Source organism: Hydrogenophaga electricum (genome assembly GCF_030160815.1).
GTDB lineage: Bacteria > Pseudomonadota > Gammaproteobacteria > Burkholderiales > Burkholderiaceae_C > Hydrogenophaga > Hydrogenophaga electricum.
On the sequence record NZ_BSPB01000017.1, the window covers coordinates 20,079 to 45,575 of the forward strand.

26 protein-coding genes are annotated in these 25,497 nt (G+C 66.5%); 12 read left to right on the top strand and 14 right to left on the bottom strand.

Features of this window, described 5'->3' with window-relative positions:
• Window positions 1-16: 16 nt before the first annotated feature.
• The 3 genes from orn (at window position 17) to QQK43_RS11840 (ending at window position 4,251) form a co-directional block, all read left to right on the top strand.
• On the top strand, window positions 17-589 hold the full coding sequence (gene orn / locus QQK43_RS11830) for an oligoribonuclease (RefSeq protein ID WP_234262945.1): 573 nt from the start codon (window positions 17-19) through the stop codon (window positions 587-589).
• Window positions 590-663: 74 nt separating this feature from the next.
• Window positions 664-2,250 (top strand): inorganic phosphate transporter, encoded by a 1,587-nt coding sequence (locus tag QQK43_RS11835; protein ID WP_234262696.1) that lies wholly within the window; start codon window positions 664-666, stop codon window positions 2,248-2,250.
• 333 nt (window positions 2,251-2,583) lie between these two features.
• A complete protein-coding gene (locus QQK43_RS11840; protein WP_234262697.1) occupies window positions 2,584-4,251 on the top strand; it encodes a DEAD/DEAH box helicase in 1,668 nt (555 codons plus the stop codon).
• Window positions 4,252-4,320: 69 nt separating this feature from the next.
• On the opposite strand, the gene QQK43_RS11845 is transcribed toward QQK43_RS11840, so the two are convergent.
• Window positions 4,321-5,235, bottom strand: a complete 915-nt coding sequence (locus QQK43_RS11845) for an AEC family transporter (RefSeq protein ID WP_234262698.1) — start codon at window positions 5,233-5,235, stop codon at window positions 4,321-4,323.
• A 166-nt stretch (window positions 5,236-5,401) separates the two neighbouring features.
• Here QQK43_RS11845 and QQK43_RS11850 point away from each other — a divergent pair, with 166 nt between their 5' ends.
• Entirely contained in the window at window positions 5,402-6,373 is a 972-nt protein-coding gene (locus QQK43_RS11850; protein WP_234262699.1) for a tripartite tricarboxylate transporter substrate binding protein BugE, read from the top strand.
• The gene (gene xerD / locus QQK43_RS11855) at window positions 6,373-7,299 is read left to right on the top strand and encodes a site-specific tyrosine recombinase XerD (RefSeq protein WP_234262700.1); all 927 of its coding nucleotides are present in this window, start codon (window positions 6,373-6,375) and stop codon (window positions 7,297-7,299) included. The genes QQK43_RS11850 and xerD overlap by 1 nt, the downstream gene beginning before the upstream one ends.
• Window positions 7,300-7,423: 124 nt before the next feature.
• Here xerD and QQK43_RS11860 read toward each other — a convergent pair whose 3' ends face one another.
• From QQK43_RS11860 to QQK43_RS11870, 3 genes are all read right to left on the bottom strand, one after another.
• Window positions 7,424-9,142: a cation acetate symporter gene (locus tag QQK43_RS11860; RefSeq protein WP_234262701.1), complete on the bottom strand. Its 1,719-nt coding sequence runs from the start codon at window positions 9,140-9,142 to the stop codon at window positions 7,424-7,426.
• Complete coding sequence (locus tag QQK43_RS11865) at window positions 9,139-9,447, bottom strand: DUF485 domain-containing protein (protein ID WP_234262702.1); 309 nt, start codon at window positions 9,445-9,447, stop codon at window positions 9,139-9,141. The genes QQK43_RS11860 and QQK43_RS11865 overlap by 4 nt, the downstream gene beginning before the upstream one ends.
• A 167-nt stretch (window positions 9,448-9,614) precedes the next feature.
• Window positions 9,615-10,487 (bottom strand): ferritin-like domain-containing protein, encoded by an 873-nt coding sequence (locus QQK43_RS11870; RefSeq protein ID WP_284307930.1) that lies wholly within the window; start codon window positions 10,485-10,487, stop codon window positions 9,615-9,617.
• Between the two features lie 46 nt (window positions 10,488-10,533).
• On the opposite strand from QQK43_RS11870, the gene QQK43_RS11875 reads away from it, so the two are divergent.
• Window positions 10,534-11,058 carry a gamma carbonic anhydrase family protein gene (locus QQK43_RS11875; protein ID WP_284307931.1) on the top strand — a complete coding sequence of 175 codons (525 nt, stop codon included), beginning with the start codon at window positions 10,534-10,536 and terminating at the stop codon, window positions 11,056-11,058.
• 40 nt (window positions 11,059-11,098) lie between these two features.
• Complete coding sequence (hslO, locus tag QQK43_RS11880) at window positions 11,099-12,079, top strand: Hsp33 family molecular chaperone HslO (protein WP_284307932.1); 981 nt, start codon at window positions 11,099-11,101, stop codon at window positions 12,077-12,079.
• A 5-nt stretch (window positions 12,080-12,084) separates the two neighbouring features.
• On the opposite strand, the gene QQK43_RS11885 is transcribed toward hslO, so the two are convergent.
• From QQK43_RS11885 to QQK43_RS11915, 7 genes are all read right to left on the bottom strand, one after another.
• Window positions 12,085-12,762: an AAA family ATPase gene (locus tag QQK43_RS11885; protein ID WP_284307933.1), complete on the bottom strand. Its 678-nt coding sequence runs from the start codon at window positions 12,760-12,762 to the stop codon at window positions 12,085-12,087.
• 2 nt (window positions 12,763-12,764) lie between these two features.
• Entirely contained in the window at window positions 12,765-13,049 is a 285-nt protein-coding gene (locus tag QQK43_RS11890) for an FtsB family cell division protein (protein WP_284307935.1), read from the bottom strand.
• Between the two features lie 43 nt (window positions 13,050-13,092).
• Complete coding sequence (gene eno / locus QQK43_RS11895) at window positions 13,093-14,379, bottom strand: phosphopyruvate hydratase (RefSeq protein ID WP_234262708.1); 1,287 nt, start codon at window positions 14,377-14,379, stop codon at window positions 13,093-13,095.
• Between the two features lie 45 nt (window positions 14,380-14,424).
• Entirely contained in the window at window positions 14,425-14,712 is a 288-nt protein-coding gene (locus tag QQK43_RS11900) for a DUF1330 domain-containing protein (protein ID WP_234262709.1), read from the bottom strand.
• Window positions 14,709-15,563, bottom strand: a complete 855-nt coding sequence (gene kdsA / locus QQK43_RS11905; RefSeq protein ID WP_284307936.1) for a 3-deoxy-8-phosphooctulonate synthase — start codon at window positions 15,561-15,563, stop codon at window positions 14,709-14,711. Before kdsA ends, QQK43_RS11900 begins: the two co-directional genes overlap by 4 nt.
• 10 nt (window positions 15,564-15,573) lie before the next feature.
• Window positions 15,574-17,229, bottom strand: a complete 1,656-nt coding sequence (pyrG, locus tag QQK43_RS11910; protein ID WP_284307938.1) for a CTP synthase — start codon at window positions 17,227-17,229, stop codon at window positions 15,574-15,576.
• Window positions 17,230-17,326: 97 nt separating this feature from the next.
• Entirely contained in the window at window positions 17,327-17,884 is a 558-nt protein-coding gene (locus tag QQK43_RS11915) for a hypothetical protein (protein ID WP_284307939.1), read from the bottom strand.
• A 101-nt stretch (window positions 17,885-17,985) separates the two neighbouring features.
• On the opposite strand from QQK43_RS11915, the gene coaBC reads away from it, so the two are divergent.
• Both coaBC and QQK43_RS11925 read left to right on the top strand, forming a co-directional pair.
• Window positions 17,986-19,233 carry a bifunctional phosphopantothenoylcysteine decarboxylase/phosphopantothenate--cysteine ligase CoaBC gene (gene coaBC, locus QQK43_RS11920; RefSeq protein WP_284307940.1) on the top strand — a complete coding sequence of 416 codons (1,248 nt, stop codon included), beginning with the start codon at window positions 17,986-17,988 and terminating at the stop codon, window positions 19,231-19,233.
• 78 nt (window positions 19,234-19,311) lie between these two features.
• Window positions 19,312-20,373: an MBL fold metallo-hydrolase gene (locus QQK43_RS11925; RefSeq protein WP_284307942.1), complete on the top strand. Its 1,062-nt coding sequence runs from the start codon at window positions 19,312-19,314 to the stop codon at window positions 20,371-20,373.
• 40 nt (window positions 20,374-20,413) lie between these two features.
• Here QQK43_RS11925 and modC read toward each other — a convergent pair whose 3' ends face one another.
• From modC to modA, 3 genes are read right to left on the bottom strand one after another with little or no spacing between them, the layout of a single operon-like run.
• On the bottom strand, window positions 20,414-21,532 hold the full coding sequence (gene modC / locus QQK43_RS11930; protein WP_234262715.1) for a molybdenum ABC transporter ATP-binding protein: 1,119 nt from the start codon (window positions 21,530-21,532) through the stop codon (window positions 20,414-20,416).
• A 4-nt stretch (window positions 21,533-21,536) separates the two neighbouring features.
• Complete coding sequence (gene modB / locus QQK43_RS11935; RefSeq protein ID WP_284307943.1) at window positions 21,537-22,223, bottom strand: molybdate ABC transporter permease subunit; 687 nt, start codon at window positions 22,221-22,223, stop codon at window positions 21,537-21,539.
• Window positions 22,224-22,242: 19 nt separating this feature from the next.
• Entirely contained in the window at window positions 22,243-22,998 is a 756-nt protein-coding gene (gene modA / locus QQK43_RS11940) for a molybdate ABC transporter substrate-binding protein (RefSeq protein ID WP_284307944.1), read from the bottom strand.
• Between the two features lie 114 nt (window positions 22,999-23,112).
• Between modA and QQK43_RS11945 the strand changes: the two genes are divergently transcribed.
• From QQK43_RS11945 to modD, 3 genes are read left to right on the top strand one after another with little or no spacing between them, the layout of a single operon-like run.
• On the top strand, window positions 23,113-23,961 hold the full coding sequence (locus QQK43_RS11945; protein WP_234262718.1) for a molybdate ABC transporter substrate-binding protein: 849 nt from the start codon (window positions 23,113-23,115) through the stop codon (window positions 23,959-23,961).
• A complete protein-coding gene (locus tag QQK43_RS11950; RefSeq protein WP_284307945.1) occupies window positions 23,961-24,632 on the top strand; it encodes a molybdate ABC transporter permease subunit in 672 nt (223 codons plus the stop codon). Before QQK43_RS11945 ends, QQK43_RS11950 begins: the two co-directional genes overlap by 1 nt.
• Complete coding sequence (gene modD / locus QQK43_RS11955; protein WP_284307947.1) at window positions 24,629-25,480, top strand: ModD protein; 852 nt, start codon at window positions 24,629-24,631, stop codon at window positions 25,478-25,480. Before QQK43_RS11950 ends, modD begins: the two co-directional genes overlap by 4 nt.
• The last annotated feature ends 17 nt before the right edge of the window (window positions 25,481-25,497 follow it).

Consider the following 25,497-nt stretch of genomic DNA (forward strand, 5'->3'; position numbering starts at 1 on the left):
GAATGCGCCCATCCCGATGTCCGAATCCGCTGTTGCCCCTGTCGCGCTCGCCAAAAGCGACCTCAACCTGGTCTGGCTGGACTGCGAAATGAGCGGCCTCGATCCGGAAAAGGAGCGCTTGCTGGAGATGGCGGTGGTCATCACCAGCCCGGATCTGTCGCAGCGTGTGGAAGGGCCGGTGCTGGTGATCCATCAGAGCGACGCGCTGCTCGGCGCCATGGATGCCTGGAACAAGGGCACGCATGGCCGCAGCGGCCTGATCGACAAAGTCCGGGCGAGCACACTGACCGAAGCTCAGGCCGAAGCCGAGATGCTGGCGTTCATCGCCCAGTATGTGCCGCGCAATGCGTCGCCGCTGTGCGGCAACAGCATCGGGCAGGACCGGCGCTTTCTGGTCAAGTACCTGCCCAAACTGGAAGCGTATTTCCATTACCGCAACCTGGACGTGAGCACGCTCAAGGAACTGGCGCGCCGCTGGAAGCCCGAGGTTTACGCGAGCTTCAAGAAGCACCAGAAGCACACGGCGCTGGCCGACGTGCACGAGTCGATCGACGAGCTGCTGCACTACCGGGCGCATTTCTTGCGCTGAAGCCGTCATCGCCCGGTGGCGCGGCGCCGCCGGTTGGCCGCGTGTCAAAATTGCGGCCTTCACGAGATTGACACATGACCAAGAAGAACCGTTCGAGCTTCGTCTCCCGGCACACCGACGTGTTGCAACTGGGGGCCGCCATCGCCTTCCTGCTGCTGGTCGGCCTGTATGCGTCACTGACGGGGGCCAACGTGGCGGGGCTGTCGGGCTCGTCAATCTGGCTGATGATTGTTGCGGCCGTGGTGGGTGGCTACATGGCCATGAACATCGGTGCCAACGACGTGGCCAACAACATGGGGCCGGCGGTGGGTTCGGGCGCCATGACCATGGGGTGGGCCATCCTGGTGGCCGCCGTGTTCGAAGCCCTCGGCGCCATCATTGCCGGTGGCGACGTGGTGGGCACGATCAAGGGCGGCATCATTGCCAGCGACGCCATCGGCGGGGCCACCCAGTTCGCGTGGGTGATGTTTGCGGCCCTGCTGGCCGGGGCCATGTGGCTGCATCTGGCCACCGCCATCGGGGCGCCGGTCTCGACCACGCACTCCATCATCGGGGCGGTCATGGGGGCCGGCATCGCGGCCGGCGGCTGGGGCCTGGTCAACTGGGGCACCATCGGCTCCATCGTCGTGAGCTGGGTGGTCTCGCCGATCTCGGGCGGGCTGGTGGCTGCGGCCTTTCTCTATCTGATCAAACGCAGCATCACCTACCGCACCGACATGACCGAGGCAGCGGCGCGTGTCGTGCCCTGGCTGATCGCTGCGATGGCTTGGGCGTTTGGCACCTACATGCTGCTCAAAGGCCTGGGTCAGCTGATGAAGGTCAGCTTCTGGCCCGCGGTGCTGGCCGGTGCGGTGTTCGCCGGGGGGGTGTGGGCGTTGGTGCGAGGCCCGATCGCGCGCAAGGCCCGCCTGCAGGACAACACCAAAGCCGGCGTCAACCGCCTGTTCATCTGGCCGTTGCTGTGTTCGGCGGCCTTGTTGAGCTTTGCCCATGGTGCCAACGACGTGGCGAACGCGGTCGGGCCCCTGGCGGCCATCTATGAGGCGGTCAAGCAGGGGGCGGTGGCCACCACCGCGGCCACGCCGCTGTGGGTCATGGTGCTGGGCGCGGCCGGGTTGTCGGTGGGGCTGGCGCTGTACGGGGCGCGGCTGATTCGCACCGTGGGCAAGGAAATCACCGAGCTGGACAACATGCGGGCCTACTCGATCGCCATGTCGGCCACGCTGACGGTGATCGTCGCCTCCCAGCTGGGCATGCCGGTGTCCACCACGCACATCTCCATCGGGGCGGTGTTCGGCGTCGGTTTCCTGCGTGAGCTGCTCAAAGTCAATTACGCCAAGATGGAGGCGGCCGTGTTCGCAGGCCATCAGGGCGAAGACCGGGGAGAGGTCGAAGCTTATCTGCGGCGTTTCGAAGCGGCCGAAATCAGCGAGAAGAAGCGGATGCTGGCCGACATGAAGAAGCGCGCCAAGGCGCGCGAGATGGCGGTTGGCGCGGTGTTCGACAAGAAAGAGCAGAAGGCGCTGAAGAAGGTCTACAAGAAAGAGATCGTCAAGCGTTCGGCGGTGCTGCGCATCGTGGCCGCCTGGATCGTGACCGTGCCGGCCACGGCGGTGCTGGCGGCGATCCTCTACCACGTGGTGGCTGAAGTCCTCGGTTGACGCGGCACCGTTGGCCAGGGTGTTGCGGGAAAACCCTAGCCGTGCCATAATTCGAAATTGTGCTTTTTGGCGCAATCCATGTGCATCTGCCTCACACAAGAGGCCTCCCGTATCGTTTGAACCGCCTCCGGTTCATCGCAGGCATCGCTTGATGTCCCGCACGACGGATGAGGCCACTCGCTGACCACTGGCTTCTCGGCCAGACCGCCAAGCGTGACCGTTTGTGGTTGATGTGTTTGACCACCAACGGAATCCGGTGTCGGCTTCGTGTCTGATCGGTTGATCAGGCCTCGCACCGTGCTCCTCTTTGGCGCTTTCCTGCGCCTGAATATCATGAGCGACGCTTTCGACGTCCGCGGCGATGAGGCCGTGGAAATTTCTTCTTTGCCCGCACCGGTCGACGCTTCGGCGTTTGCCGCGCTCGGCTTGGCTCCGGAACTGGTGCAGGCCGTGGCCGATCTCGGTTTCGAGCAACCCACCAAGGTCCAGAGTCTGGTCGTGCCCATGGCCCTCCAGCCTGGTGTGGCCACCGCCGGCGAGGCCCGTTATGCCGACCTGATGGTTTCCAGCCAGACCGGCAGTGGCAAGACGGCGGCCTTTCTGCTGCCGCTGCTGCACACGCTGATCCAGCAAAAAAACGAACAGGCCGATGCCGAGCGTCAGGCCTTTGAGCGGGCCGCTGCCGAAGCGCTGGCTTCCGGCCAGCCGGCGCCCAAGCGGCCCAAGCGCAAGAACCCCACGCTGGCCCGCCACTTCAAGCCGGCCACGCCCGGCGCGCTGGTCCTCTGCCCGACGCGCGAACTGGCCCAGCAGGTGGCGCACGACGCCATCGATCTGGTGCGCCATTGCCGCGGCATGCGCATCGCCTGTGTGGTGGGCGGCATGCCCTACCAGATGCAGATTGCCCGCCTGCAGAACGCCGATCTGGTGGTGGCCACGCCCGGCCGCCTGCTGGACCTGCAGCGCTCGCAACAGATCCAGCTCGACCAGGTGCAATTCCTGGTGGTCGACGAGGCCGACCGCATGCTTGACCTGGGCTTTGCCGACGATCTGGCTGAAGTCAACAACCTGACCAGCCAGCGCCGCCAGACCATGATGTTCTCGGCCACCTTTGCGCCGCGCATCCAGCAGCTCGCGCTGCGCGTGATGCACGAAGGCGGCAAGCACGTGCAGCGCGTGCAGGTCGATACCCCGCAGGAAAAGCATGCCAACATCAAGCAGGTTCTGTTCTGGGCCGACGATGCCGGCCACAAGCGCCGCATGCTCGACCATTGGTTGCGCGATGCCTCGATCAATCAGGCCATCGTGTTTGCCAGCACCCAGATCGAGTGTGATGCGCTCGCGACCGACCTGCAGCAGACCGGCTTTCACGCCGTGGCGTTGCACGGAGCCCTCAGCCAGGGGTTGCGCAATCGGCGCCTGACGGCGCTGCGCAATGGTCAGGTGCAGATCCTGGTGGCCACCGACGTGGCCGCGCGCGGCATTGACGTGCCCACGATCACCCACGTGTTCAACTTCGGGCTGCCGATGAAAGCGGAAGACTTCACGCACCGTATCGGCCGCACCGGTCGTGCCGGCCGCGAAGGGGTTGCCGTGACCTTTGCCGAGTTCCGCGATCGCCGCCGCATCGGCGACATCGAAGCGTTCACCCACCAGCGCATGAGCGCGGAAGTGATTCCGGGTCTGGAGCCGCGCCAGCGTCCGCCCCAGCCCGACCGTGGCGAGCGCGGCCGCTTCGACCACCGTCGCGACGGACGCCGGCAGGACTCCCGCAACGGCGGTGGCGGTCGCTCGCAAGGTTTTGGCGGCTTTGGCCGCTCCGAGGGGCCGCGGGAACGCCGGGAGTGGAATGACCGTCCCGCCAGCGGACAACCGTCGCGGCAGGCGCGCCCCCAGATGTCGCGTGATGGTGGCGACGCTCGCGGTGCATTCGCCACCGCTCGCCCGGCCCCGCGACGCGAAGGTGCCGCACGGCCTGCTCCGCGCCGCAGCCCCCGCTGAGGGCGCCTTCAGGGGGCTGCGCAGCCGCTGCTCCCTGTGGCTGATCGTTGCCGGTGGTGGCGGTCAGCGTCAGAGCATGCCGCGCAGCACGCCCAACGCGAAAGGCAGACTGACGACTCCCAGCAGGGTGGACAGGGTCACCAGTGCCGCGACGTAAGGGCCGTTGTAGCCCATGCGAGCCGCCAGCACATAGCAGCTGGAGGCCGTGGGCAGGGCTGCAAACATCAGCAGCACCGTGGCCTGCAGCGCATCCAGCCGGAACAGGTGCACCAGGCCCAGGGCCAGCAGCGGCGTGCCGACATGTTTGACCACCAGCACGGCCACACCCAGGCTTTTGCCGGCATGGAGCGAGCCCAGTTGCATGCCTGCCCCCGCGGCCATCAACCCCAGGGCCAGTGACGCCTGGCCGATCCGGTTGATCGTCGGTTCGAGCCAGCCAGGCAGGGCAAAACCCAGCAGATTGGCCGCCAGGCCGGACGCGGTGCCGATGATCAGCGGGTTGCGCAGCAGCTCGCGCCCAAAGCCACGCTGCGCATGGCGGGCCATGGGCCACACGGCGCCGACATTGAACAGCGGCACGCACACGCCAATCAGCACCGCGATCATCTGCAGGCCTTGTGGACCTGCCACCTTGCCGACCAGCGCCAGGGCGATGAACGAGTTGAAGCGGAACCCGACCTGCGCACTGGCTGCGTGCAGACGCACGTCCATGTGGCGGCCGATGAGCGGCCAGCGGGGCAGCGAATAACTCAGCGCGATGGAGCCGACGCCCAGGGCCAGGCCGGCGCCGATGAGGCTGGAGGCGCTGCCCAGATCGAGCGGACTGCGGGCGATCGAATGGAACAGCAGAACCGGGAACAGGAAGTAGTAGACCAGGCTCTCCACCGGTTCCCAGACTTTGCGATTGAGGGCTGTGAAACGGCAGACCAGGTAGCCGCACAGAATCAGCGAGAAGTCGGGAAACAGCAGTTGGGCAAAGTTCACCGGGCGAGCATAGCGCGTTGACCGGCCGACGGCCTGCGCAGAGTGGCCGCGCTCTTGGTAGTCACCCCATGTACGGCGGTGGGGGGCGGCGCTACAGTGCCCCGTGGCGCGCGGGTAACATGCCTGCTGCTATCGTTTTGTTTCAACGACCCAAGGAGTACAAGCCATGGTTTCTCGTCGTCAATGGGTGCTGATCGGTCTGGCCAGCATGGCCGCCACCGGTACCGTGTTTGCGCAGGCCTTTCCGTCGAAACCGATCCGGTTGCAGGTGCCTTTTGCACCGGGCGGGACGACGGACATCATCGCGCGCGTGATGTCGGAACCCCTTGGCAAAGCCCTGGGCCAGAGCGTTGTGGTCGAGAACAAGGCCGGCGGCGGCGGCGTGATCGGCGCCACCGAGCTGGCACGCGCGGTGCCAGACGGGCACGTCATTGGCATGGCGACGGTGTCGACGACGGCGGCCAATCCGGCGATCAACCCGAAGATCCCGTACAACACGCTGACCGATTTCACGCCCATCATCAACATCGCCGCGACGCCCAACGTGATCGCGGTGCACCCTGGCTTCCCGGCCAAGGATTTCGCCGGCTTCCTGGCCGAAATCAAGAAGAACCCTGGCAAATACAGCTACGCCAGTTCCGGCACCGGCGGCATCGGTCACCTGCAGACCGAGCTGTTCAAGAGCCTGACGGGCGCCTTCATCACCCACATTCCCTACCGCGGTGCAGGGCCGGCGCTCAACGACACCGTGGGCGGCCAGGTGCCGATCATCTTCGACAACCTGCCTTCGGCACTGCCGCACATCAAGTCCGGCCGCCTGGTGGCGCTGGTGGTCGCGGCACCGCAGCGCCTGGACGTGCTGCCCGATGTGCCGACTTTCAAGGAGGTGGGGCTGGAGCCGGTGAACCGCATGGCGTATTACGGCCTGATCGGTCCCAAGGGCATGCCCAAGGAGGTGGTGGACAAGATCTACAGCGCGACCAAGCAGGCGCTCAACGACCCGGCGGTGAAGAAGCGCATCGAGGACACGGGCTCGCTGATCGTGGGCAATTCGCCGACCGAGTTTGCCGATCAGATCAAGGCCGAATACGAGGTCTACAAGACGGTCGTGACCAAACAGAAGCTGTCGTTGAACTGATGGATGCGGGCGCGCTGGCGCGCAGCGAAGGCAGCGCGGGTACCTTCATCGACAGCCTCTGGCTGGAAGAAGGCCTGTCCCGCAACACCCTCGATGCCTACCGGCGCGACCTGATGCTCTTCGGGCGCTGGCTGGCTTCACCCGCTGGCGGCGCCAAAGCGCTGCCAGAGGTCGGCGAAGCCGATATCCACGGCTACTTTGCCGAGCGCCACGCCGACACCAAGGCCACCACGGCCAACCGCCGCCTCACCGTTTTCAAGCGCTACTACCGTTGGGCACTGCGTGAACACGTCATCAGCGCCGACCCCACCTTGCGCCTGCTGGCCGCGCGGCAGCCTTTGCGGGTGCCCAAAACCCTCTCCGAGGCCCAGGTCGAGGCCCTGCTGGCCGCGCCGGACACGGGGATACCACTGGGTTTGCGTGATCGCGCCATGCTGGAGCTGCTGTACGCGAGCGGTCTGCGCGTGAGCGAACTGGTCACGCTGCGGACCTTTCATGTCGGGCTGAACGACCACGTGCTGCGCATCACGGGCAAGGGCGACAAGGAGCGCCTCGTGCCCTTCGGGGCCGAGGCGGCCCGCTGGCTGAGGGCCTATCTGGACGAGGGCCGGCCACAGATCCTGGCCGGGCAACAGAGCGAAGACCTGTTTGTCACCGCGCGCGGCTCGCGTGCAGGGGAGGCGATGACGCGGGTGATGTTCTGGGGGCTGGTGAAAAAGTACGCGCGACAGGCCGGCATCACGGTGCCCCTGTCGCCGCACACGCTGCGCCACGCTTTTGCCACCCACCTGCTCAACCACGGCGCCGACCTTCGGGCCGTGCAGATGCTGCTGGGCCACGCCGACATCTCCACCACCACCATCTACACCCACGTGGCGCGTGAGCGCCTCAAGGCGATCGTGGAGCAGCACCATCCGCGCGGGTGACAAGATGAGGCAAGGGCCGCTGCGCAGCAGTGATGACGCCCCGCATGGTGGGTCATGCCCAGCAGGCCCCGCACAAACAAAAAAGCGGCCCGACAGGGCCGCCATTTGAAGGGTACGCTGCGGTTCAGTGCCCCGAAGCGCCGGAGGCACCGATGCCCGTTTCGGAGCGCACCTGCTGGGCCAGGAAGCCCGCCTTGTCCTGTTGCGCGCGCTGGCTCGAATCGAGGATCGAGAACAGCCAGATGCCGACGAAGCCGATGGTCATCGAGAACAGAGCCGGGCTGGCATAGGGGAACCAGGCCGAGCCCTTGGGGTTGCCCAGCGTGACTTCCCACACCGCTGGCGAAACGATGGTCAGTGCCACGGACGAGAGCAGGCCCAGGAAGCCGCCGATCACCGCACCGCGCGTGGTGCAACCCTTCCACAGCACGCTCATCAGCAGCACCGGGAAATTGGCCGAAGCGGCGATGGCGAAGGCCAGGCTCACCATGAACGCGATGTTCTGCTTCTCGAAGGCGATGCCCAGCACCACCGCGACGATCCCCAGGCACACCGTGGTGATGCGCGAGACGCGCAGCTCGGACTTGCTGTCGGCCTGGCCTTTTTTGATGACCGTGGCATAAAGATCGTGCGACACCGCCGAGGCGCCCGAGAGCGTCAGGCCAGCCACCACGGCCAGGATGGTCGCGAAGGCCACCGCCGAGATGAAGCCGAGGAACACGTTCCCGCCCACCGCGTTGGCCAGGTGCACCGCCGCCATGTTGTTGCCGCCGAGCAGGCCACCCTTGGCATCCAGGAAGCCGGGGTTGGTCAGCACGAAGGTGATGGCGCCGAAACCGATGATGAAGGTCAGCACGTAGAAGTAGCCGATCCAGGTCGTGGCCCACAGCACCGACTTGCGCGCTTCCTTGGCGTTGGGCACGGTGAAGAAGCGCATCAGGATGTGGGGCAGGCCGGCGGTGCCGAACATCAGGGCCATGCCGAAGCTGATGGCACTGATCGGGTCCTTCACGAAGCCGCCCGGGCCCATGATGGAAAAGCCCTGTACGGCGGCCTCTTCAGGCGATTTGCCGGCGGCGGCCGCGATCTCGGTCTTGATCTGCACCGACTGCGCAAACATGGCCTCGGGGCTGAAGCCGAAGTGCATCAGCACCATGAAGGCCATGAACGAAGCACCGGCGAGCAGCAGGATGGCCTTGATGATCTGCACCCAGGTGGTGGCGGTCATGCCGCCGAAAAGCACGTAGACCATCATCAGCGCGCCGACGATCACCACCGCGATCCAGTATTCCAGACCGAACAGCAGCTTGATCAGTTGGCCGGCGCCGACCATCTGTGCGATGAGGTAGAAGGCCACCACGACCAGCGTGCCGCTGGCGGCGAAAACCCGCACCGGCGTTTGAGCGAAGCGGAAGGCCGCCACGTCGGCAAAGGTGAACTTGCCCAGGTTGCGCAGCCGCTCGGCCAGCAGGAAGGTGACCACGGGCCAGCCCACGAGGAAGCCGATGGAGTAGATCAGGCCGTCGAAGCCGGAGGCCATCACCGCCGCCGAAATGCCCAGGAAGGAGGCGGCCGACATGTAGTCGCCGGCGATGGCCAGGCCGTTCTGAAAGCCGGTGATGCCGCCACCGGCGGTGTAGAAGTCGGCCGCGCTGCGGGTTTTGGCGGCAGCCCATTTGGTGATGTAGAGCGTGCCCAGCACGAAGATCGCGAACATGCTGATCGCGGTCCAGTTGGTGGGCTGCTTCTCGGCCTGGCCGAGATCGGCACCAGCGGCCAGTGCGGCACCCGCGAAAGCGGCCAGGGCCAGCAGGAGCGTGGCGTTTTTGAGGGTCGCTTTCATCCTTGCACCGCCTTCTTGATCTCTTCGGTCATCTCGTCGAATTCGCTGTTGGCGCGGCGCACATAGACGGCGGTGATGGCGATGGTGAACAGGATCACACCCAGCCCGATGGGCATGCCCAGGGTGGTGACACCGGCGCCCAGGCGCTGGGCGAGCAGTTCCTTGTCGAAGGCGACCAGCACGATGAAGCCGTAGTAGACGGCCAGCATCACGGCGGTCAGGGTCCAGCCGAAGCGCGAGCGGCGGGTCTTGAGTTCCTGGTAGCGAGGGTGGGTTGCGATACGTTGGACCAGATCGGGTTCCACGTTGTCTCCATGCATCTTTGCTTTTTCAGGTTGGCCTTCATTTTGGTGTCAGGCCGCTGTAAGCCCCGAAAAATGCTGATGGGATGCTATGGTTTTTGGATTACCAAGGTCTTACGAAAAAATGATTCCTTCTTAAGGCGGTGCCGGGCGCCGGCCGTCCGGGGTGTTCAGTCCGCCTGGCTCAGCCGGTCGATCTCGTCGCGGCTGAAGCCCGCTGCCAGGCGGGCCGCTTCGTTGAAGGGCGGGCGCAGGCGGGGTGCCTGGTGGGTACGGGCCAGGGTGCGGTAGTGCGACACCGGGTCCAGGCCCTGGCGGCCGCAGAGCCAGCCGTACCAGCGGTTGCCGATGGCCACATGGCCGACTTCGTCGCGCAGGATGATGTCCAGGATGTCGATGGCCCGTTGTGCCGCCGGGGTGCCGACCTTGCGCAGTTTGGCCTGGATCAGCGGCGTGGCATCCAGGCCGCGGGCTTCCAGCGTGCGGGGCACCAGAGCCATGCGGGCGGTGATGTCATCCTGGGTCTTGACGCACATTTCCCACAGTCCATCGTGCGCGGGAAAGTCGCCATAGCGGTGTCCCAGAGACTGCAGGTGGGTGTGCAGCAGGCTGAAGTGGGTGGCCTCCTCGTCGGCGACGCGCAGCCAGTCCACGTAGAAATCGGGCGGCATGCCGGCGAAGCGCCACACGGCGTCCAGCGCCAGGTTGATGGCGTTGAATTCGATGTGCGCAATCGCATGCAGGAGGGCTGCCAGGCCTTCGGTGGTGAAGGGTGAGCGCTGCGCCACCGATGCCGGCGGCACCAGCACCGGGCGCTCCGGGCGGCCCGGCAAGCGGGCCGAGGCGGGGGGCGTCAGGGAGGTCTGTATCCCCAGGGCATGGGTCAGGGCGCTGCCTGGCCGGTCATGCTCGGGCAGGTTCTGCAGCTGTTGCCAGAGGGCGTGCGCCGCGTCGGCTTTGGTGGCGGGGTCGGTCAGGAGCAAGGCCGCCAGGGCCTGCTGGCGCAGGGTGCCCGTGGCGGGGCTTTGTGGGCGGGAGGGCATCCCTACAATTCTAGGATTCACGACAACCCCACAGGAGACGAGCAGCATGGCGATTTACGAACTCGATGGTGTGGCCCCGCGCGTGGCCGCCACGGCCTGGGTGGCCGACGAGGCGCAGGTGATGGGCGATGTCGTCCTGGGTGAACGCACCAGCGTGTGGTTCGGTGTCACCGTGCGGGGGGATACCGACACGATCCGGATCGGCGAGGGCAGCAACATCCAGGATGGCAGCGTGCTGCATGCCGATGAGGGCATGCCGCTGGTGGTGGGGCGCCACGTGACGGTCGGGCACAAAGTGATGCTCCATGGCTGCACGATCGGTGATGAATCGCTGATCGGTATCGGTGCGATCGTGCTCAACGGGGCCAAGATCGGCAAGAACTGTCTGGTGGGGGCCGGTGCGCTGGTGACCGAAGGCAAGGAATTCCCCGATGGCTCCATGATCCTGGGCAGCCCGGCCAAGGCGGTGCGCCAGCTCACGCCGGAGCAGATCGAGGGGTTGCGTCGCAGCGCCCGGCACTACATCGACAATGCCGCGCGTTTTCGCCAGGGGTTGAAAAAGATCGGCTGATCCCGATCTCCTCCGTTTGCTCTTTCAGAAAGACCGTCGCGTGTCCGAACTCCACAAATTCGTTTTTGAAGGCCTGCCCGTGCGGGGCATGCTGGTGCGCCTGACCGACGCCTGGCAGGACATCCTGCGGCGCCGCGAGCAGTCTGGCGCCTACCCGGTGGCCGTGACCGAGTTGCTGGGGGAAATGACCGCGGCAGCGGCCCTGATGCAGGCCAACATCAAGTTCAATGGGGCACTGATCCTGCAGGTGCACGGCGACGGGCCGGTGAAGCTGGCGGTGGCCGAGGTGCAACCCGATCTGTCGCTGCGGGCCACCGCCAAGGTGCTGGGCGAGGTGGCCGATGGGGCACCGCTGTCGCACATGGTGAACGTCAACAACCAGGGGCGTTGTGCCATCACGCTCGACCCCAAGGACCGCCTGCCGGGCCAGCAACCCTATCAGGGGGTGGTACCGCTTTTTGGCGACCGCCGGGAAAAGCTGGAAAAGCTCAGCGAGATCATTGAGCACTACATGTTGCAGAGCGAGCAGCTCGACACCCGGCTGGTGCTGGCCGCCAACGACAAAGTGGCCGCAGGCCTGCTGATCCAGCGCCTGCCCTTGCAGGGCGACGCCAACCTCGCCGGCAGTGGCGCCGTGGCGCGCGACGAAGACCAGATCGGCCAGAACGAGGATTACAACCGGATCGCGATCCTGGCCGCCAGCCTCAAGCGTGAAGAGCTGCTGGAGCTCGACGCTGAAACCATCCTGCGGCGCCTGTTCTGGGAAGAGGATGTGCGCCGCTTCGATCCGCTCACCGGGCTGGAGGGCCCGCGCTTTGCCTGCAGTTGCTCGCGCGAACGCGTGAGCAACATGCTGCGCTCGCTGGGGCAGGAGGAGGTGGCCAGCATCCTGGCCGAGCAGGGCCAGGTGGAGGTGGGCTGCGATTTCTGCGGGGCGATGTACCACTTTGATCCCGTGGATGCGGCGCAGGTGTTTCTGGAAGCGGCCTCCCAGCCGCCGGGCTCGCCGGGCGTGCAGTGACCTGGTCAGCCTGCGTGAGCAGGGCGGACCAGCCGGGAGAACAGGCGGTGTTCGCAGTCGGGGTCGCTGCAGCGCTCGCACGTCCAGCGTTGCGCCGGAGGCGGTGAGGGCGTGGCGGGTGCCAGTTCAGGCCGGTCCAAGGCCCGCGCGACGGCGCGCAGGGCCTGTTCCAGGCGATGCGCGCCGCGCCCGTAAAGGGCCTGGAAAGGCACCCGCGCCGAGATGAGGGCGCCACGCAGAGCACTGTCAATGGCGTCGCTCACCGCGGGGCTGTCGCGGAACAGGCCGTCAGGCACCCAGGGCAGGTCCTGGCCCATGAGCAGGGTCAGGCCGGTGTGGCGGGCCTGCCAGTCCAGCGCCTCGGGCCAGAGCTTGGGATCCTGGAAATAGTGATCGCTGTAGGCGGCCACCACGAGCGGTGAGGTGTCGGCCACCACCACGGCAGGCTGGTCTGAGGCCCGGAGTGCGGCAGCCGCTGTGTCGATCTGGCGGGCCTGCTCGCGCGCAATGGCCCCCTGTTCGTCGGCACGGGGCGCACGGTCTTCGCGTTCGCACCACTGGCGCAGGTATTCGGGCACGTGGGCGACCGGCATGCCGGTGGCGCGCAGGGCTTGCGCGAGTTCGCGGGCCAGGGTGCTCTTGCCGGTGGACTCGCCGCCGATCAGCGTGACGACGCACACCACGGTCAGCGCAGGCCGTTGGCGAACTGGACGAAGATCTCGTTGGGCTTGACCATGCCGAAGTCCTGGCGGGCCAGTTCTTCCACGGTGTAGAGGCCTTCGCGCAGGTCGTCGACTTCGCTGGCCACCTGCTCGTTGCGGTGCTGGGCGGCCTTGTTGGCCACCTCGACACGGCTCAGGTCCAGGCGCAGAGCATTGACCTGGGGCACGCTGCCCCGGCCAAACCACAACTGCGCATGAATGACCACCAGCAAGGCCATCAACAGGGCAGGGATGAAGCGGTTGGCCATGATGGGGCGAGTGTAGCGGGGGCCGCTGTCGCGGCCCCGGATCTCACTTCAGGTTGTAGAACGCGGCACGGCCGGGGTAGACGGCCACGTCGCCCAGATCTTCTTCGATGCGCAGCAGCTGGTTGTACTTGGCCATGCGGTCCGAGCGCGACAGCGAACCGGTCTTGATCTGGCCGGCGTTGGTGCCCACCGCGATGTCGGAGATGGTGCTGTCTTCGGTTTCGCCCGAGCGGTGCGAGATCACGGCGGTGTAGCCGGCGCGCTTGGCCATCTCGATGGCGGCGAAGGTCTCGGTCAGGGTGCCGATCTGGTTGATCTTGATCAGGATCGAGTTGGCGATGCCTTTGTCGATGCCTTCCTTGAGGATCTTGGTGTTGGTGACGTACAGGTCGTCGCCCACCAGTTGGACTTGCTTGCCCAGGCGTTCGGTCAGGTGTTTCCAGCCGTCCCAGTCGCCTTCGGCCATGCCGTCTTCGATCGACACGATGGGGTACTTGTCGCACCAGGTGGCCAGCATGTCGGTCCACTGCTCGGCGCTCAGGCTGATACCGCCTTCGCCTTCGAGCACGTACTTGCCGTCTTTGTAGAACTCGCTGGCGGCGCAGTCCAGGCCCAGGGCGATCTGTTCACCGGCGGTGTAGCCGGCCTTGTCGATGGCCTGCAGGATCAGCTGCAGCGCGGCTTCGTGGTTCTCGACCGACGGGGCAAAACCGCCTTCGTCGCCCACGGCGGTGCTGATGTGCTGGTCGTGCAGGATGGCCTTGAGGGCGTGGAACACCTCGGCGCCCCAGCGCAGGGCTTCGCGGAACGACGGTGCGCCCACGGGGATGATCATCAGTTCCTGGAGGTCGAGCGAGTTGTTGGCGTGCGCGCCGCCGTTGATGATGTTCATCATCGGCACGGGCATTTGCACCGCGCTCATGCCGCCGAAGTAGCGGTACAGCGGCAGGCCGGCTTCTTCGGCGGCGGCACGGGCCACGGCCATCGACACGGCCAGCATCGCGTTGGCGCCCAGGCGGCCCTTGTTGTCGGTGCCGTCGAGGTCGATCAGGGTCTTGTCCAGGAAAGCCTGCTCGGAGGCGTCCAGGCCCAGCACGGCTTCGCTGATCTCGGTGTTGATGTTCTCGACCGCCTTGAGCACACCCTTACCGAGGTAACGGCTCTTGTCGCCATCGCGCAGCTCGATGGCTTCCCGGCTGCCGGTGGATGCGCCCGAGGGCACGGCGGCGCGGCCCATCACGCCCGACTCCAGCAGCACGTCGCATTCAACGGTGGGGTTGCCACGGCTGTCCAGCACTTCGCGGCCGACGATATCAACGATTGCACTCATCTTCTCTACCTTTGGAACAAGTCAAACAAAATCGGGGAGCAGCGCTCACACACCTTCCACGGCAAACATGCGGATGGACCCGGCGCCTTCGCGCACCTGGCGTGCATGGGTGTAGGTTGCCGAGTGGTAATAGGCCTTGGCGGTATCGAGGTCCTTGAAGCGCAGGACCACCACGCGCTGCGGGACCCAGTCGCCTTCAAGGGGTTCGATCCGGCCACCACGCACCAGCACCTCGGCGTCGAATTCCTGCATCGCGCGGGTGCTCCACTCGCGGTAGGCCTTCATCTGTGTTTCGTCGGTGATGGTCACCTCGGCCACGATATACGCACTCATTGGAAATCGGTCTCCAGCAAAGGGTTGTTCTTGGTCACCGTGTCCAGTGCCACCAGGGTTTCGAGCAGCGCTTTCATGCGGTGCAGCGGTACGGCATTGGGGCCGTCCGACCAGGCCTCGGCCGGCCTGGGGTGGGTTTCCATGAACAGGCCGGCCACACCGGCGGCCACGCCGGCACGGGCCAGTACCGGCACCATCTCGCGCGCGCCGCCGCTGACCGCGCCCAGGCCGCCAGGCTTCTGCACCGAGTGGGTGACATCGAACACCACGGGCGCCCCCGAGTTGCGCATCTCGGCCAGGCTGGTCATGTCGGCCACCAGGTTGTTGTAGCCAAAGCTCACGCCACGCTCGCAGGCCAGAAAGCGGTCTTCGGACAGGCCCGCCTCGCGCGCGGCGGCGCGGGCTTTGTCGATCACATTCTTCATGTCCCAGGGCGCGAGGAACTGACCCTTCTTGATGTTCACCGGCTTGCCCGACTGCGCCACGGCTCGGATGAAGTCGGTCTGGCGGCACAGGAAAGCGGGTGTCTGCAACACATCGACCACGCTGGCCACCTTGGCCACCTGGGATGTGTCGTGCACATCGGTCAAGATGGGCAGCTGCAACTGGCTACGCACCTCGTCGAGGATCTTCAGGCCGGCGTCCAGACCCACGCCGCGCTGGCTGGTGCCCGAGGAACGGTTGGCCTTGTCGAATGAACCCTTGTAGATCAGCGGAATGCCCAGTGCCGAGCAGATCTCCTTGAGTTGACCGGCGACGTCCAGCGACATCTGCAGGCCTTCAATGGAGCAGGTGCCGGCGATCAGGAAGAAGCGCTGGTCCAGGCCAACGTCGAATCCACAAAGCTTCATGCGGTGCGCCTCAAGCCTTGCGGGCCTTCTGGTGTTCGACCGCCGCTTTCACGAAAGCGTTGAACAGCGGATGGCCGGCCCACGGGGTGGACTTGAACTCGGGGTGGAATTGCACGCCGATGAACCAGGGGTGCACGGCTTGCGGCAGCTCGACGATTTCGGTCAGCTGCTCGCGCTGCGTCAGCGCCGAGATCACGAGGCCCGCCTTGCGCAACGGGTCGAGGTAGTTGACGTTGGCTTCGTAGCGGTGGCGGTGGCGCTCGGTGACCACGTCGCCGTAGATGCTGTGGGCCAGGGTGCCGGGGGCCACGTCAGAGCTTTGGGCGCCCAGGCGCATGGTGCCGCCCAGGTCGGAGTTGGCGTCGCGCTTCTGGATGCTGCCGTCGGCGTCTTTCCATTCTTCGATCAGCGCGATCACCGGGTGCTTGCAGGCCGGATCGAATTCGGTGCTGTTGGCACCAGCGAGGCCCGCCACATGGCGCGCGTACTCGATGGTGGCGACCTGCATGCCCAGGCAGATACCCAGGTAGGGCACCAGGTGTTCGCGGGCGAAGCGGGCGGTGGCGATTTTGCCTTCCACACCCCGCTGGCCGAAGCCACCGGGCACCAGGATGGCGTCGTACTGCGCGAGCTTGGCGCTCACGTCCACGCCTTCCATGGTCTCGGAGTCGACGTGGTCTATCTTCACCCGCACATGGTTGCGCATGCCGGCATGACGCAAGGCTTCGTTGACCGACTTGTAGCTGTCCGACAGGTCGACGTATTTGCCCACCATGGCGATCTTCACTTCGCCTTGCGGGTGCTCGGTCTCGTAGACCAGATCGTCCCAGCGCTTGAGGCTGGTGGGCGGCGTGTTCAGGCGCAGCTTGTCGCAGATCAGGCCGTCCAGGCCCTGCTCGTGCAGCATGCGCGGCACCTTGTAGATGGTGTCCACGTCCCACATGCTGATCACGCCCCACTCGGGCACGTTGGTGAACAGCGAAATCTTGGCGCGTTCTTCTTCGGGAATGCGGCGGTCGGCGCGGCAGAGCAGGGCGTCGGCGGAAATACCAATTTCGCGCAGCTTCTGCACCGTGTGCTGGGTCGGCTTGGTCTTGAGCTCACCGGCGGCGGCAATCCACGGCAGGTAGGTCAGGTGCACGAAGGCCGAGTTGTTCGGGCCCATGCGCAGGCTCATCTGGCGCACGGCTTCGAGGAAGGGCAGGGACTCGATGTCGCCCACCGTGCCACCGATCTCGACGATGGCCACGTCGACCGCGTCGGGCGTGCCGATGCCGGCGCCGCGCTTGATGAATTCCTGGATCTCGTTGGTGACGTGCGGGATGACCTGCACCGTCTTGCCGAGGTAGTCGCCCCGGCGCTCCTTCTCCAGCACCGACTGGTAGATCTTGCCGGTGGTGAAGTTGTTGGTCTTCTTCATGCGCGTTTCGATGAAACGCTCATAGTGACCGAGGTCCAGGTCGGTTTCGGCGCCGTCGTCGGTGACGAAGACCTCGCCGTGCTGGAAGGGCGACATGGTGCCCGGATCCACGTTGATGTACGGGTCGAGCTTGATGAGGGTGACTTTGAGGCCGCGCGATTCGAGGATGGCGGCCAGCGAGGCGGAAGCGATGCCCTTGCCCAGGGAGGACACCACACCGCCGGTGACGAACACAAATTTGGTCATGACTCGGGCGGGCGACAAACCCGCAGGAGGTGAAAGACCGATTATAGGAGTTCGGGCATCCGGTCACGACCGCCTGGCCCGCTCCCCCATGGGCAGATCAGTCGCCGTGCACGTGAAACAGGAAGCTGCGGTTGAGCCCGCTTTTGGCACCCAGCACCTTGGCGGTGGTGGTGATGCGGAAGGTCTGCGTCTGCTGCGTCATGTTGTCGTGGCACTGCGGGAATCCGCTGCAGCGCTGGGTCATCAGCCCGGTCGCGCCATTGAGCTGCAGGTTCGAGCGCAGCAGGTTCACGGCGGTGGCGTCGGCGTTGGCCGTGACCCCCTCGATCGCCATGCTGTATTCCAGGGTCTTGCCCTCCGGCGGCGTGGCCGACGTGTCGATGGCCCAGGCCGACATCGTGCGGATGCCTTCCTGGAAATCGGGGTTGCGCGTGCCGAAGTCGGCCGAGCTGGTGAAGATCACGGAGCCGTCCGAGCGGGCGCGTTCCAGCGTGTAATACCCTTCCGTGTCCTGGAACCATTGGTCTGCCAGCGCCCCCCCGGTGGGGATGGGGTCGTCGCTGTCCGAGCCGCCGCAGGCGGACAGGCCGAAGCACAGGACGCCGGCGAGCACAGCGGCGACCAGGGGGCGGAAGCGGATTCGGGACAGGGGCATCATGAGGTCCTTGCAAAACGGTGTGGCGCGATTATCGTCAAGCCTTGCGGGCCGCCGGCCGGCCGATGCGCCTGGCAGTACAAACTGATACATTGTTTCTTATGGCTGATCTCACTGGAAAACACATCGTGCTGGGTCTGTCCGGCGGCATCGCCTGCTACAAGGCGGCCGAGCTGTGCCGGGCGCTGGTCAAGGAAGGGGCCACGGTGCAGGTGGTGATGACCGAGGCGGCCGAGCACTTCATCACCCCGGTGACGATGCAGGCTTTGTCGGGCCGTCCGGTGTTCACCTCGCAGTGGGACGCGCGGACGTCCGGCGGGGCCGACAACAACATGCCCCACATCAACCTCAGCCGGGAGGCCGATGCCATCGTGGTGGCGCCAGCCAGTGCCGACTTCATGGCCAAGCTGCTGCACGGCGCCGCCGACGACCTGCTCTCGCTGATGTGCCTGGCCCGGCCCATCGACCAGGTGCCGCTGATCCTGGCGCCGGCCATGAACCGCGAAATGTGGGCCCACCCGGCCACCCAGCGCAATGTGGCGCAACTGCGTGCCGATGGCACCACGGTGCTCGATGTGGGGTCGGGCGACCAGGCCTGCGGCGAGACTGGCGATGGCCGCATGCTCGAAGCGGACGAACTGCTTTATGACCTGGTCCGCTTTTTCACGCCCAAGACGCTGGCGGGCCAGCATGTGGTTGTCAGTGCCGGGCCGACGTTTGAAGCGATCGATCCGGTGCGTGGGCTCACCAACCTGTCCAGCGGCAAGATGGGCTTTGCCATCGCGCGCGCCGCGCACGAGGCGGGTGCCCATGTGACGCTGGTGGCCGGGCCCGTGGCGCTGCCCACGCCGCGGGGGGTGGGGCGCATCAATGTCAAGTCGGCGCTGAACATGCAGCGCACGCTTCAGGTGCTGGCGCAGACGGCGTCCGTCTTCGTGTCGGCGGCTGCCGTGGCCGACTGGCGGCCTGTATCGGCGGCCGAACAGAAAATCAAGAAAGACGGTTCGGGGTCGGTGCCGGCCCTGAACTTTGTCGAAAACCCCGACATCCTGGCGGGCATTGCCGCGCAACCACGCGCGGTGGCCAGACAGCTGTTCTGCGTGGGCTTTGCGGCCGAAAGCCAGGATCTGCAGGCCCAGGCGCAAGTCAAGCGTGTGCGCAAAGGGGTACCGCTGCTGGTGGGCAACATCGGTCCGGACACCTTCGGGCAGGACGAGAACGCCCTGTTGCTGGTGGACGAGCAGGGCACCACAGAATTGCCCCGCGCCCACAAGCTGCATCTGGCCCGCCAACTGGTGGCAGAGATCGCGCAGCGTCTGCCGGTGGGCAGCGTCGCCTCGCCTGCCTGACCATTTCCCCGGTTGCGGGGACACTGGCGTGCGCGGTATCATCAGAAAATAAGTAAAAACTTATTTTCTGGAGACTTCATGAACCCGTCCGATCACTCGTTGCCGGGCTCCGAGCCACTGACTGTGCCGTGGTCCCGTCGCCGCTGGCTGCGCGCAGCCGCCGGCATGGGCGGCGCGGGCCTGGCGCTGGCTGCCGTGCCCGAAGTGCGTCTGTTTGCCCAGCAGGTGCAGGCGTTCATCGAAGGGCCGCCAGTGCCCGATGTGCCGCCCGAGCAGCTGTCGCCGCATGTCTGGATGGTGTACGCCAAAGACGGTTTCCCCACCGAGGCGAACTTCGGCATGATGGCGACGGTCTTTTTTGTCGTGACCGAGCAGGGGGTGGTGATCATGGATTCGGGGGCGTCGCTCCAGATCGGCCAGATGGCGATACGCATGATCCGGACGGTGACTCCCAAGCCTGTGATCGCGATCTTCAACAGCCACTATCACGGCGACCATTGGCTGGGCAATCACGCGTTCGTGGAGACCTTCGGGCGCGACCTGCCGATCCATGCGCTGGCGCATACCCGGGAGCAGATTGCGGGGCACGAGGGCAATCTCTGGCGCAGCCTGATGGAGCGCTGGACCAATCAGGCCACTTTGGGGACCGCGGTGGTTGCGCCCAACCGCACGGTCGAACACGGGCAGGTGTTCGACTATGGCGACGTGCAGATCCGCCTGCACCACTATGGCCGCGCCCACACACCTTCGGACCTGTGTCTGGAGGTGGTGCAGGACAAGCTGACCTATGTGGGCGACATCGCCATGGGCAACCGCATTGCCAACATCGACGACGGCTCTTATCCGGGCACCTTCAAATACTACGAGGCCCTGAAAAAGGCGGCGGGCGACCAGGTCTGGGTGCCCGGCCACGGCAGGGGCGGCCGCGATCTGCTGGATGCTTACGGCACGTTTCTCAAAGGCATCTGGGAGCCTTGCGTGCAGGCGGTCAAGGATGGGGTGCCTCTGGAAGGGGCCAAAGCCCTGGTGCTCAAGGATCCGCGCGTGGCCAGCCGGGCTGCCACCATGGCCGGCTTCGAGAGCAACATCGGCAAGTACACCAGCCTGGCCTATCTGGAGGCCGAAAAGGAAGCTTTCTGAGGGGCTTGCTTGGGCCGCCTGGATGCGGCTTGCTGACCGGTCAGCGGACGATGGCGATGCCCTTGATCTGCGCGTAGACCTTCTGCCCGGTGGTCAGGCGCAGCCGCCGGGCCGAAAACTCGCTGATGCGCGAGAGCAGGCGGGCGGCCTGGGGACGGGGTGGCGTCTGCTCGCTCTCGGCCAGTTGCAGCGCGACGAGGACCTGACCCGAACCATCGGGAATGATGTCCGTCACCGTGGCGGGCAAGATGTTGAGCACGCTGGTGTGTTCGGGCCGCTGCAGCGCCAGGCTCACGTCGCGTGCCTGGATGCGCAGCCGCACGGTGGCGTCCTTGCCCAGGGTCTGGGCCAGCATCGGCAGCAGGATCCGGCCGCCGTCAAATCCCAGCACGCTGATCTGATCGGCGGGGGAATGCCCCTGGACCCGCGCCTCGATCAGGGTGCTGGCATGGTCGCCGTGCGACAGCGGCAGATCGGTGCGCGCCAGCAGGTCCGCCACCGGGCCCTGGGCAAGGGTGCGTCCCTGTTCCAGCAGCACCAGATGATCGGCCAGCCTGACGACCTCGTCGGGCGAGTGCGTCACATAGACCACGGGGATGTCCAACTGCCGGTGCAGGCTTTCCAGCCAGGGCAGGATCTCGGCCTTGCGCTGAGCGTCCAGCGCGGCCAGGGGTTCGTCCATGAGCAGCACCTGGGGGCTGGTGGCCAGCGCTCGGGCAATGGCGACGCGCTGGCGTTCGCCGCCCGAGAGTTCGGCCGGCATGCGCTGCAGCAGGTGTGCTATGCCCAGCAAGTCCAAGCCCTGGTCCCAGCCGTGCCGGCGCTGGGCCGGCGGGGTCCGCTGCCAGCCAAAGCGCAGATTCCCGGCAACGCTCAGGTGCGCCAGCAGGCTGGCTTCCTGGAACACGTAGCCCACGGCGCGCCGGTGCACCGGCACAAACAGCTGGCGGGCGCTGTCCTGCCAGGTCTGATCGTCGACCGAGACGAGACCTTGGGCGTCGCGCTCCAGGCCGGCCAGCACCCGCAGGCAGGTGGTCTTGCCCGAGCCGGACGGACCGAACAGGGCGCTCACGCCGTGTCCGGGCAGGCGAAGGTCGACATCGAGGGCAAAGCCTTCGCGGGCCAGATGCGCGCGCAGGATCAGGGGGTGTCGGGTCATGGTCTCAGGCACGTGTGCGGCGCGCGACGCGGGCGTTGTAGACCTGCAGGGTGATCAGCACGGCGAAGGCGAAGACCAGCATGACGGCGGCCAGGCGGTGGGCGTCGGCGTATTCGAGGGCTTCCACGTGATCGAAGATCTGCACCGAGACGACCCGGGTGACGCCGGGAATGTTGCCCCCGACCATGAGCACGACGCCGAATTCGCCCACCGTGTGGGCAAAGCTCATGATGCAGCCGGTGACCAGGCCCGGCCGGCACAGCGGCAGCACCACATGGAAGAAGCGGTCCCACGGCGAAGCGCGCAGGGTCGCCGCCACCTCCAGCGGGCGGTCGCCCAGGGCCTGCATGGCGTTCAGGATGGGCTGCACCATGAAGGGCAGGGAATAGAACACCGAAGCCACCACCAGGCCGCTGAAGGTGAAGGGCAGCGGGGGCAGCCCGACCGCCTGCATCCATTGCCCGACGGGGCCCAGGGGGCCCAGCAGCACCAGCAGGTAAAAACCCAGCACCGAAGGCGGCAGCACCAGCGGCAGCGAGACCAGCGCCCCGACGGGCCGGGCGATCCACGAGCGCGAGCGGGCCAGCCACCAGGCCAGTGGCGTGCCCAGCACCAGCAGGATGGCGGTGGTGAGGGCGGCGACCTTGACGGTCAGCCAGATGGCCTGGAGGTTGTCGGGCGTCAGAAACACGGTGGGGCGGCGGATCGGATCAGAGATCGTAGCCGTACGAACGGATCAGGTCCTTGATATTGGGGCTCTGCAGGAGTTTGAGCAGGGCCTTGGCGGCCTCGTTCTGCTCCCCGCGCTTGAGGAGCACGGCATCCTGGCGGATGGTGTCGTAGTGGGTCTGCGGAATCACCCACATCGAACCCTCCTTGAGTTTGCCGCCCTGCAGCACCTGCGCCATGGCCACGAAACCCACGTCGGCGTTGCCGGTCTTCACGAAATTGAAGGCCTGGCCGATGCTTTCTCCCTGCACCAGCTTGGGTTTGAGTGCATCGGCCAGGCCCATGCGCTCCATCACCTGCACGGCCGCGGCGCCATAGGGGGCGGTCTTCGGGTTGGCGAACGACACTTTGCGCAGCGCCGGGGACTTGAGCACGTCGCCCTGGGCGTCCACCCGGGCGGGGTCGACCGACCAGAGCACCAGCTTGCCGGTGGCGTAGGTAAAGCGGGTGTTGGGCACCGTCAGGCCTTCGCGCTCCAGCAGGGCGGGGCGCTCGTCGTCGGCGGCCAGGAACACGTCGAACGGCGCGCCGTTCTTGATCTGCGTGTAGAACGCGCCGGTGGCGCCGAGCGACACCTTCAGGGTGTGGCCGGTGGTCTTTTCCAGCACGGCCGCGATGGCCTTGATGGGTTCGGTGAAGTTGGCCGCCACGGCCACCTGGGCTTCGGCGGCCCAGGCACCGGTCTGGGCGACCAGGGCGAACATCAGGGTAGAGAGGCGGGCGAAGGATCGGCGCATGGGGAACTCCTGAACAGGGTGGCGGATGCCGTGGCAAGGTCGAAACAGCGCTGGCTGTTCGCTATTCAATAATAGAATAGCGAGTGTAACAAAACCCCGCTGCCGGAGAGTTCCATGACGTTTTCGTTCGACGACCGTTTTCATGCAAACCCTGTGCCACACGCCGCTGCGCCGGCGATGGAGCGCCGGCAATGGCTGACCGCCGGGCTGGCGTGGGCCGCGCTGTCCACCGTGCCCCTGCGGGTCGGGGCACAGAGCGACAGCGCCACGCTGCTGCTCATGGCGGGGGCGGGGTATCGGCGGCCGCTGGAGGCTTTGTGCCAGGCATTCACGCAGGAGACCGGCATCGCGGTGGAGCGCAGTTACGGCAATCTCCAGCAGGTGTTTGCCCAGGCCCGGGCCAGTGGCCGTGTCGATGTGCTGGTCGGTGATGCCGACTTCATCCGCAAGGCCGAAGGTCTGAACCTGTCGCAGCGGCTGCCCCTGGGCCAGGGCGTGATGGCGCTCGCCTGGCGCCGCGATCTGCCCGGCCAGCCGGAACCGTCTGGTTCGGCGGGTGCCCGGGCGTGGCTTGAGGTGGCCGGCCTGTCGGTGGCCATGCCGCACCCGCAGCAGGCGATTTACGGCCTGGCAGCCCAGCAATGGCTGCAGGCGCAGGGGCTCTGGGAGGGGCTGCAGCCGCGGCTGAAGATCGTCGGCACGGTGCCACAGGTGTCGGCTTATCTGACGTCGGGCCAGGTGGATCTGGGCTTTGTGAACCTCACCGAAGCGCTGGGTGCCCAGGCGCAGCTCGGCGGTTTCCTGCCCTTGCCGGCGGGAGAGGGCAGCTACCGCCCGATCGAGATCGTGGCCGCCATGCCGGCGCCCGGTGCGCACCCACAGACCCAGGCTGCGCGCGAGCGCTGGACCCGCTTCCTGAGCGCGCCGAAAGCCCAGGAGTTGCTGCGCCGCGCCGGTTTGTGATGCCCGACGACAGCGCCTGGGCGGCGCTGCGCCTGAGCGCCTGGCTGGCCGTGACGGTGACGCCGGCCTATGTGCTGGCGGGGGCCTGGCTGGCCTGGGCGCTCGAATTCGGCCTGCGGCGGCCGGCCTGGCTGGACATTCTGGTCACGCTGCCGATTGCGTTCCCGCCGGTGGTGATCGGTTTCGGGCTGTTGTGGCTGCTCGGGCGGCAGGGGCTGCTGGGACCCTGGCTGGCCCGTCTGGGTATCGATTTCGTGTTCAGCTTTGCCGGCTTGTGGCTGGCGGCCTTCATCGCCGGCCTGCCGCTGGCGGTCAAGAACCTGCAGACGGCCCTCCAGGCACAAGGGCGCGACCTGCACGAAACCGCGCTCGACCTGGGTTGCCGCCCCCTGGCGGCCTACTGGCGGGTGCACCTGCCCATTGCCCGCGCCGCACTCGCGGGCGGGGTGCTGCTGGCGCTGGCACGGGGCATGGGCGAGGTCGGTATCAGCCTCATGCTGGGGGGCAACATCCTCGGGCGCACGGAGACGCTGTCGCTGGCCATCTTCAATGCCGTGTCGGGCGGCGATTACCGGCAGGCCGCGATGCTCAGCCTCTGCCTGGGGGCGTTCTGTCTGCTGCTTTTCGGGTTGGTGCGCTGTTTCCAGCCCCGCTCAAGGAACTTGTCATGATCCATTTCAGCCAGGCCGAGATCGATGGCCTCATCCAGGAAGACCTGCCGTTGCACGACGAAACCACGCGTGCCATCGGCATGCCCGATGTGCCGGGCACTCTGAGCTACCTGGCGCGCCAGCCCGGCGTCGTCGCGGGGGTGGCGCCCTGTGCGCAGATGGCCCGCAGCCTGGGGTTGGTGGTTCACAGCCTGGTGCCCGACGGCGAACCGGTGGCGGCGGGGCAGGCGGTGCTGCAGGTGCAGGGCCGCTCGCACGCCCTGCACGTGCTCTGGCGGCAGGGCATGAATCTCATCGAACACCTCAGCGGCATTGCCAGCGCCACGGCGGCCATGCTGCGCGACGCGCGTGCCCTGCAGTCGAATGTGCAGCTCGCGGCCACCCGCAAGGCGTTTCCCGGGGCGCGCCGTTTGCAGCAGTACGCGGTGCTGTGCGGCGGTGGCATGGTGCACCGGGCCGGCCTTTCGGAGAGCCTGCTGGTGTTCGCGCAGCACCGCCACTTCATGCCCGACACGGCACTGGCGGACCTGGTGCGCCAGGCCCGGCGGGCCAGCCCCGAGAAGTTTCTGCTGGTTGAAGTGGTCAATGCGGCCGATGCCCTGGCGGCGGTGCGCGCAGGCGCCGATGGTGTGCAGATCGACAAGATGGCGCCCGCGGCGCTGACGCCGCTGGTGGCTGAACTGCGGGCGCTGCGGCCCGGGCAGCACCTGACGGTCAACGCGGCCGGGGGCATCCGGCAGGACAACGTGGCCGCCTATGCCGCCACGGGCGCCGACGTGCTGGTGACGTCCCACCTCTACACCGCCGCAGCGGCGGACTACGCGGCCGTCATGGCGCCTTTGGCGTGAAGGGCCGCAGCCCCGCG

Coding starts and splice junctions, on each gene's coding strand:
- xerD (WP_234262700.1), top strand. CDS start 6,373: ATGGATGCGGGCGCGCTGGCGCGCAGCGAAGGCAGCGCGGGTACCTTC.
- QQK43_RS11890 (WP_284307935.1), bottom strand. CDS start 13,049: ATGGCCAACCGCTTCATCCCTGCCCTGTTGATGGCCTTGCTGGTGGTC.
- QQK43_RS11835 (WP_234262696.1), top strand. CDS start 664: ATGACCAAGAAGAACCGTTCGAGCTTCGTCTCCCGGCACACCGACGTG.
- pyrG (WP_284307938.1), bottom strand. CDS start 17,229: ATGACCAAATTTGTGTTCGTCACCGGCGGTGTGGTGTCCTCCCTGGGC.
- modD (WP_284307947.1), top strand. CDS start 24,629: ATGATCCATTTCAGCCAGGCCGAGATCGATGGCCTCATCCAGGAAGAC.
- eno (WP_234262708.1), bottom strand. CDS start 14,379: ATGAGTGCAATCGTTGATATCGTCGGCCGCGAAGTGCTGGACAGCCGT.
- QQK43_RS11840 (WP_234262697.1), top strand. CDS start 2,584: ATGAGCGACGCTTTCGACGTCCGCGGCGATGAGGCCGTGGAAATTTCT.
- coaBC (WP_284307940.1), top strand. CDS start 17,986: ATGGCTGATCTCACTGGAAAACACATCGTGCTGGGTCTGTCCGGCGGC.
- modA (WP_284307944.1), bottom strand. CDS start 22,998: ATGCGCCGATCCTTCGCCCGCCTCTCTACCCTGATGTTCGCCCTGGTC.
- kdsA (WP_284307936.1), bottom strand. CDS start 15,563: ATGAAGCTTTGTGGATTCGACGTTGGCCTGGACCAGCGCTTCTTCCTG.
- QQK43_RS11900 (WP_234262709.1), bottom strand. CDS start 14,712: ATGAGTGCGTATATCGTGGCCGAGGTGACCATCACCGACGAAACACAG.
- QQK43_RS11915 (WP_284307939.1), bottom strand. CDS start 17,884: ATGCCCCTGTCCCGAATCCGCTTCCGCCCCCTGGTCGCCGCTGTGCTC.
- modC (WP_234262715.1), bottom strand. CDS start 21,532: ATGACCCGACACCCCCTGATCCTGCGCGCGCATCTGGCCCGCGAAGGC.
- QQK43_RS11925 (WP_284307942.1), top strand. CDS start 19,312: ATGAACCCGTCCGATCACTCGTTGCCGGGCTCCGAGCCACTGACTGTG.
- QQK43_RS11860 (WP_234262701.1), bottom strand. CDS start 9,142: ATGAAAGCGACCCTCAAAAACGCCACGCTCCTGCTGGCCCTGGCCGCT.
- orn (WP_234262945.1), top strand. CDS start 17: ATGTCCGAATCCGCTGTTGCCCCTGTCGCGCTCGCCAAAAGCGACCTC.
- QQK43_RS11875 (WP_284307931.1), top strand. CDS start 10,534: ATGGCGATTTACGAACTCGATGGTGTGGCCCCGCGCGTGGCCGCCACG.
- QQK43_RS11945 (WP_234262718.1), top strand. CDS start 23,113: ATGACGTTTTCGTTCGACGACCGTTTTCATGCAAACCCTGTGCCACAC.
- QQK43_RS11950 (WP_284307945.1), top strand. CDS start 23,961: ATGCCCGACGACAGCGCCTGGGCGGCGCTGCGCCTGAGCGCCTGGCTG.
- QQK43_RS11850 (WP_234262699.1), top strand. CDS start 5,402: ATGGTTTCTCGTCGTCAATGGGTGCTGATCGGTCTGGCCAGCATGGCC.
- QQK43_RS11870 (WP_284307930.1), bottom strand. CDS start 10,487: ATGCCCTCCCGCCCACAAAGCCCCGCCACGGGCACCCTGCGCCAGCAG.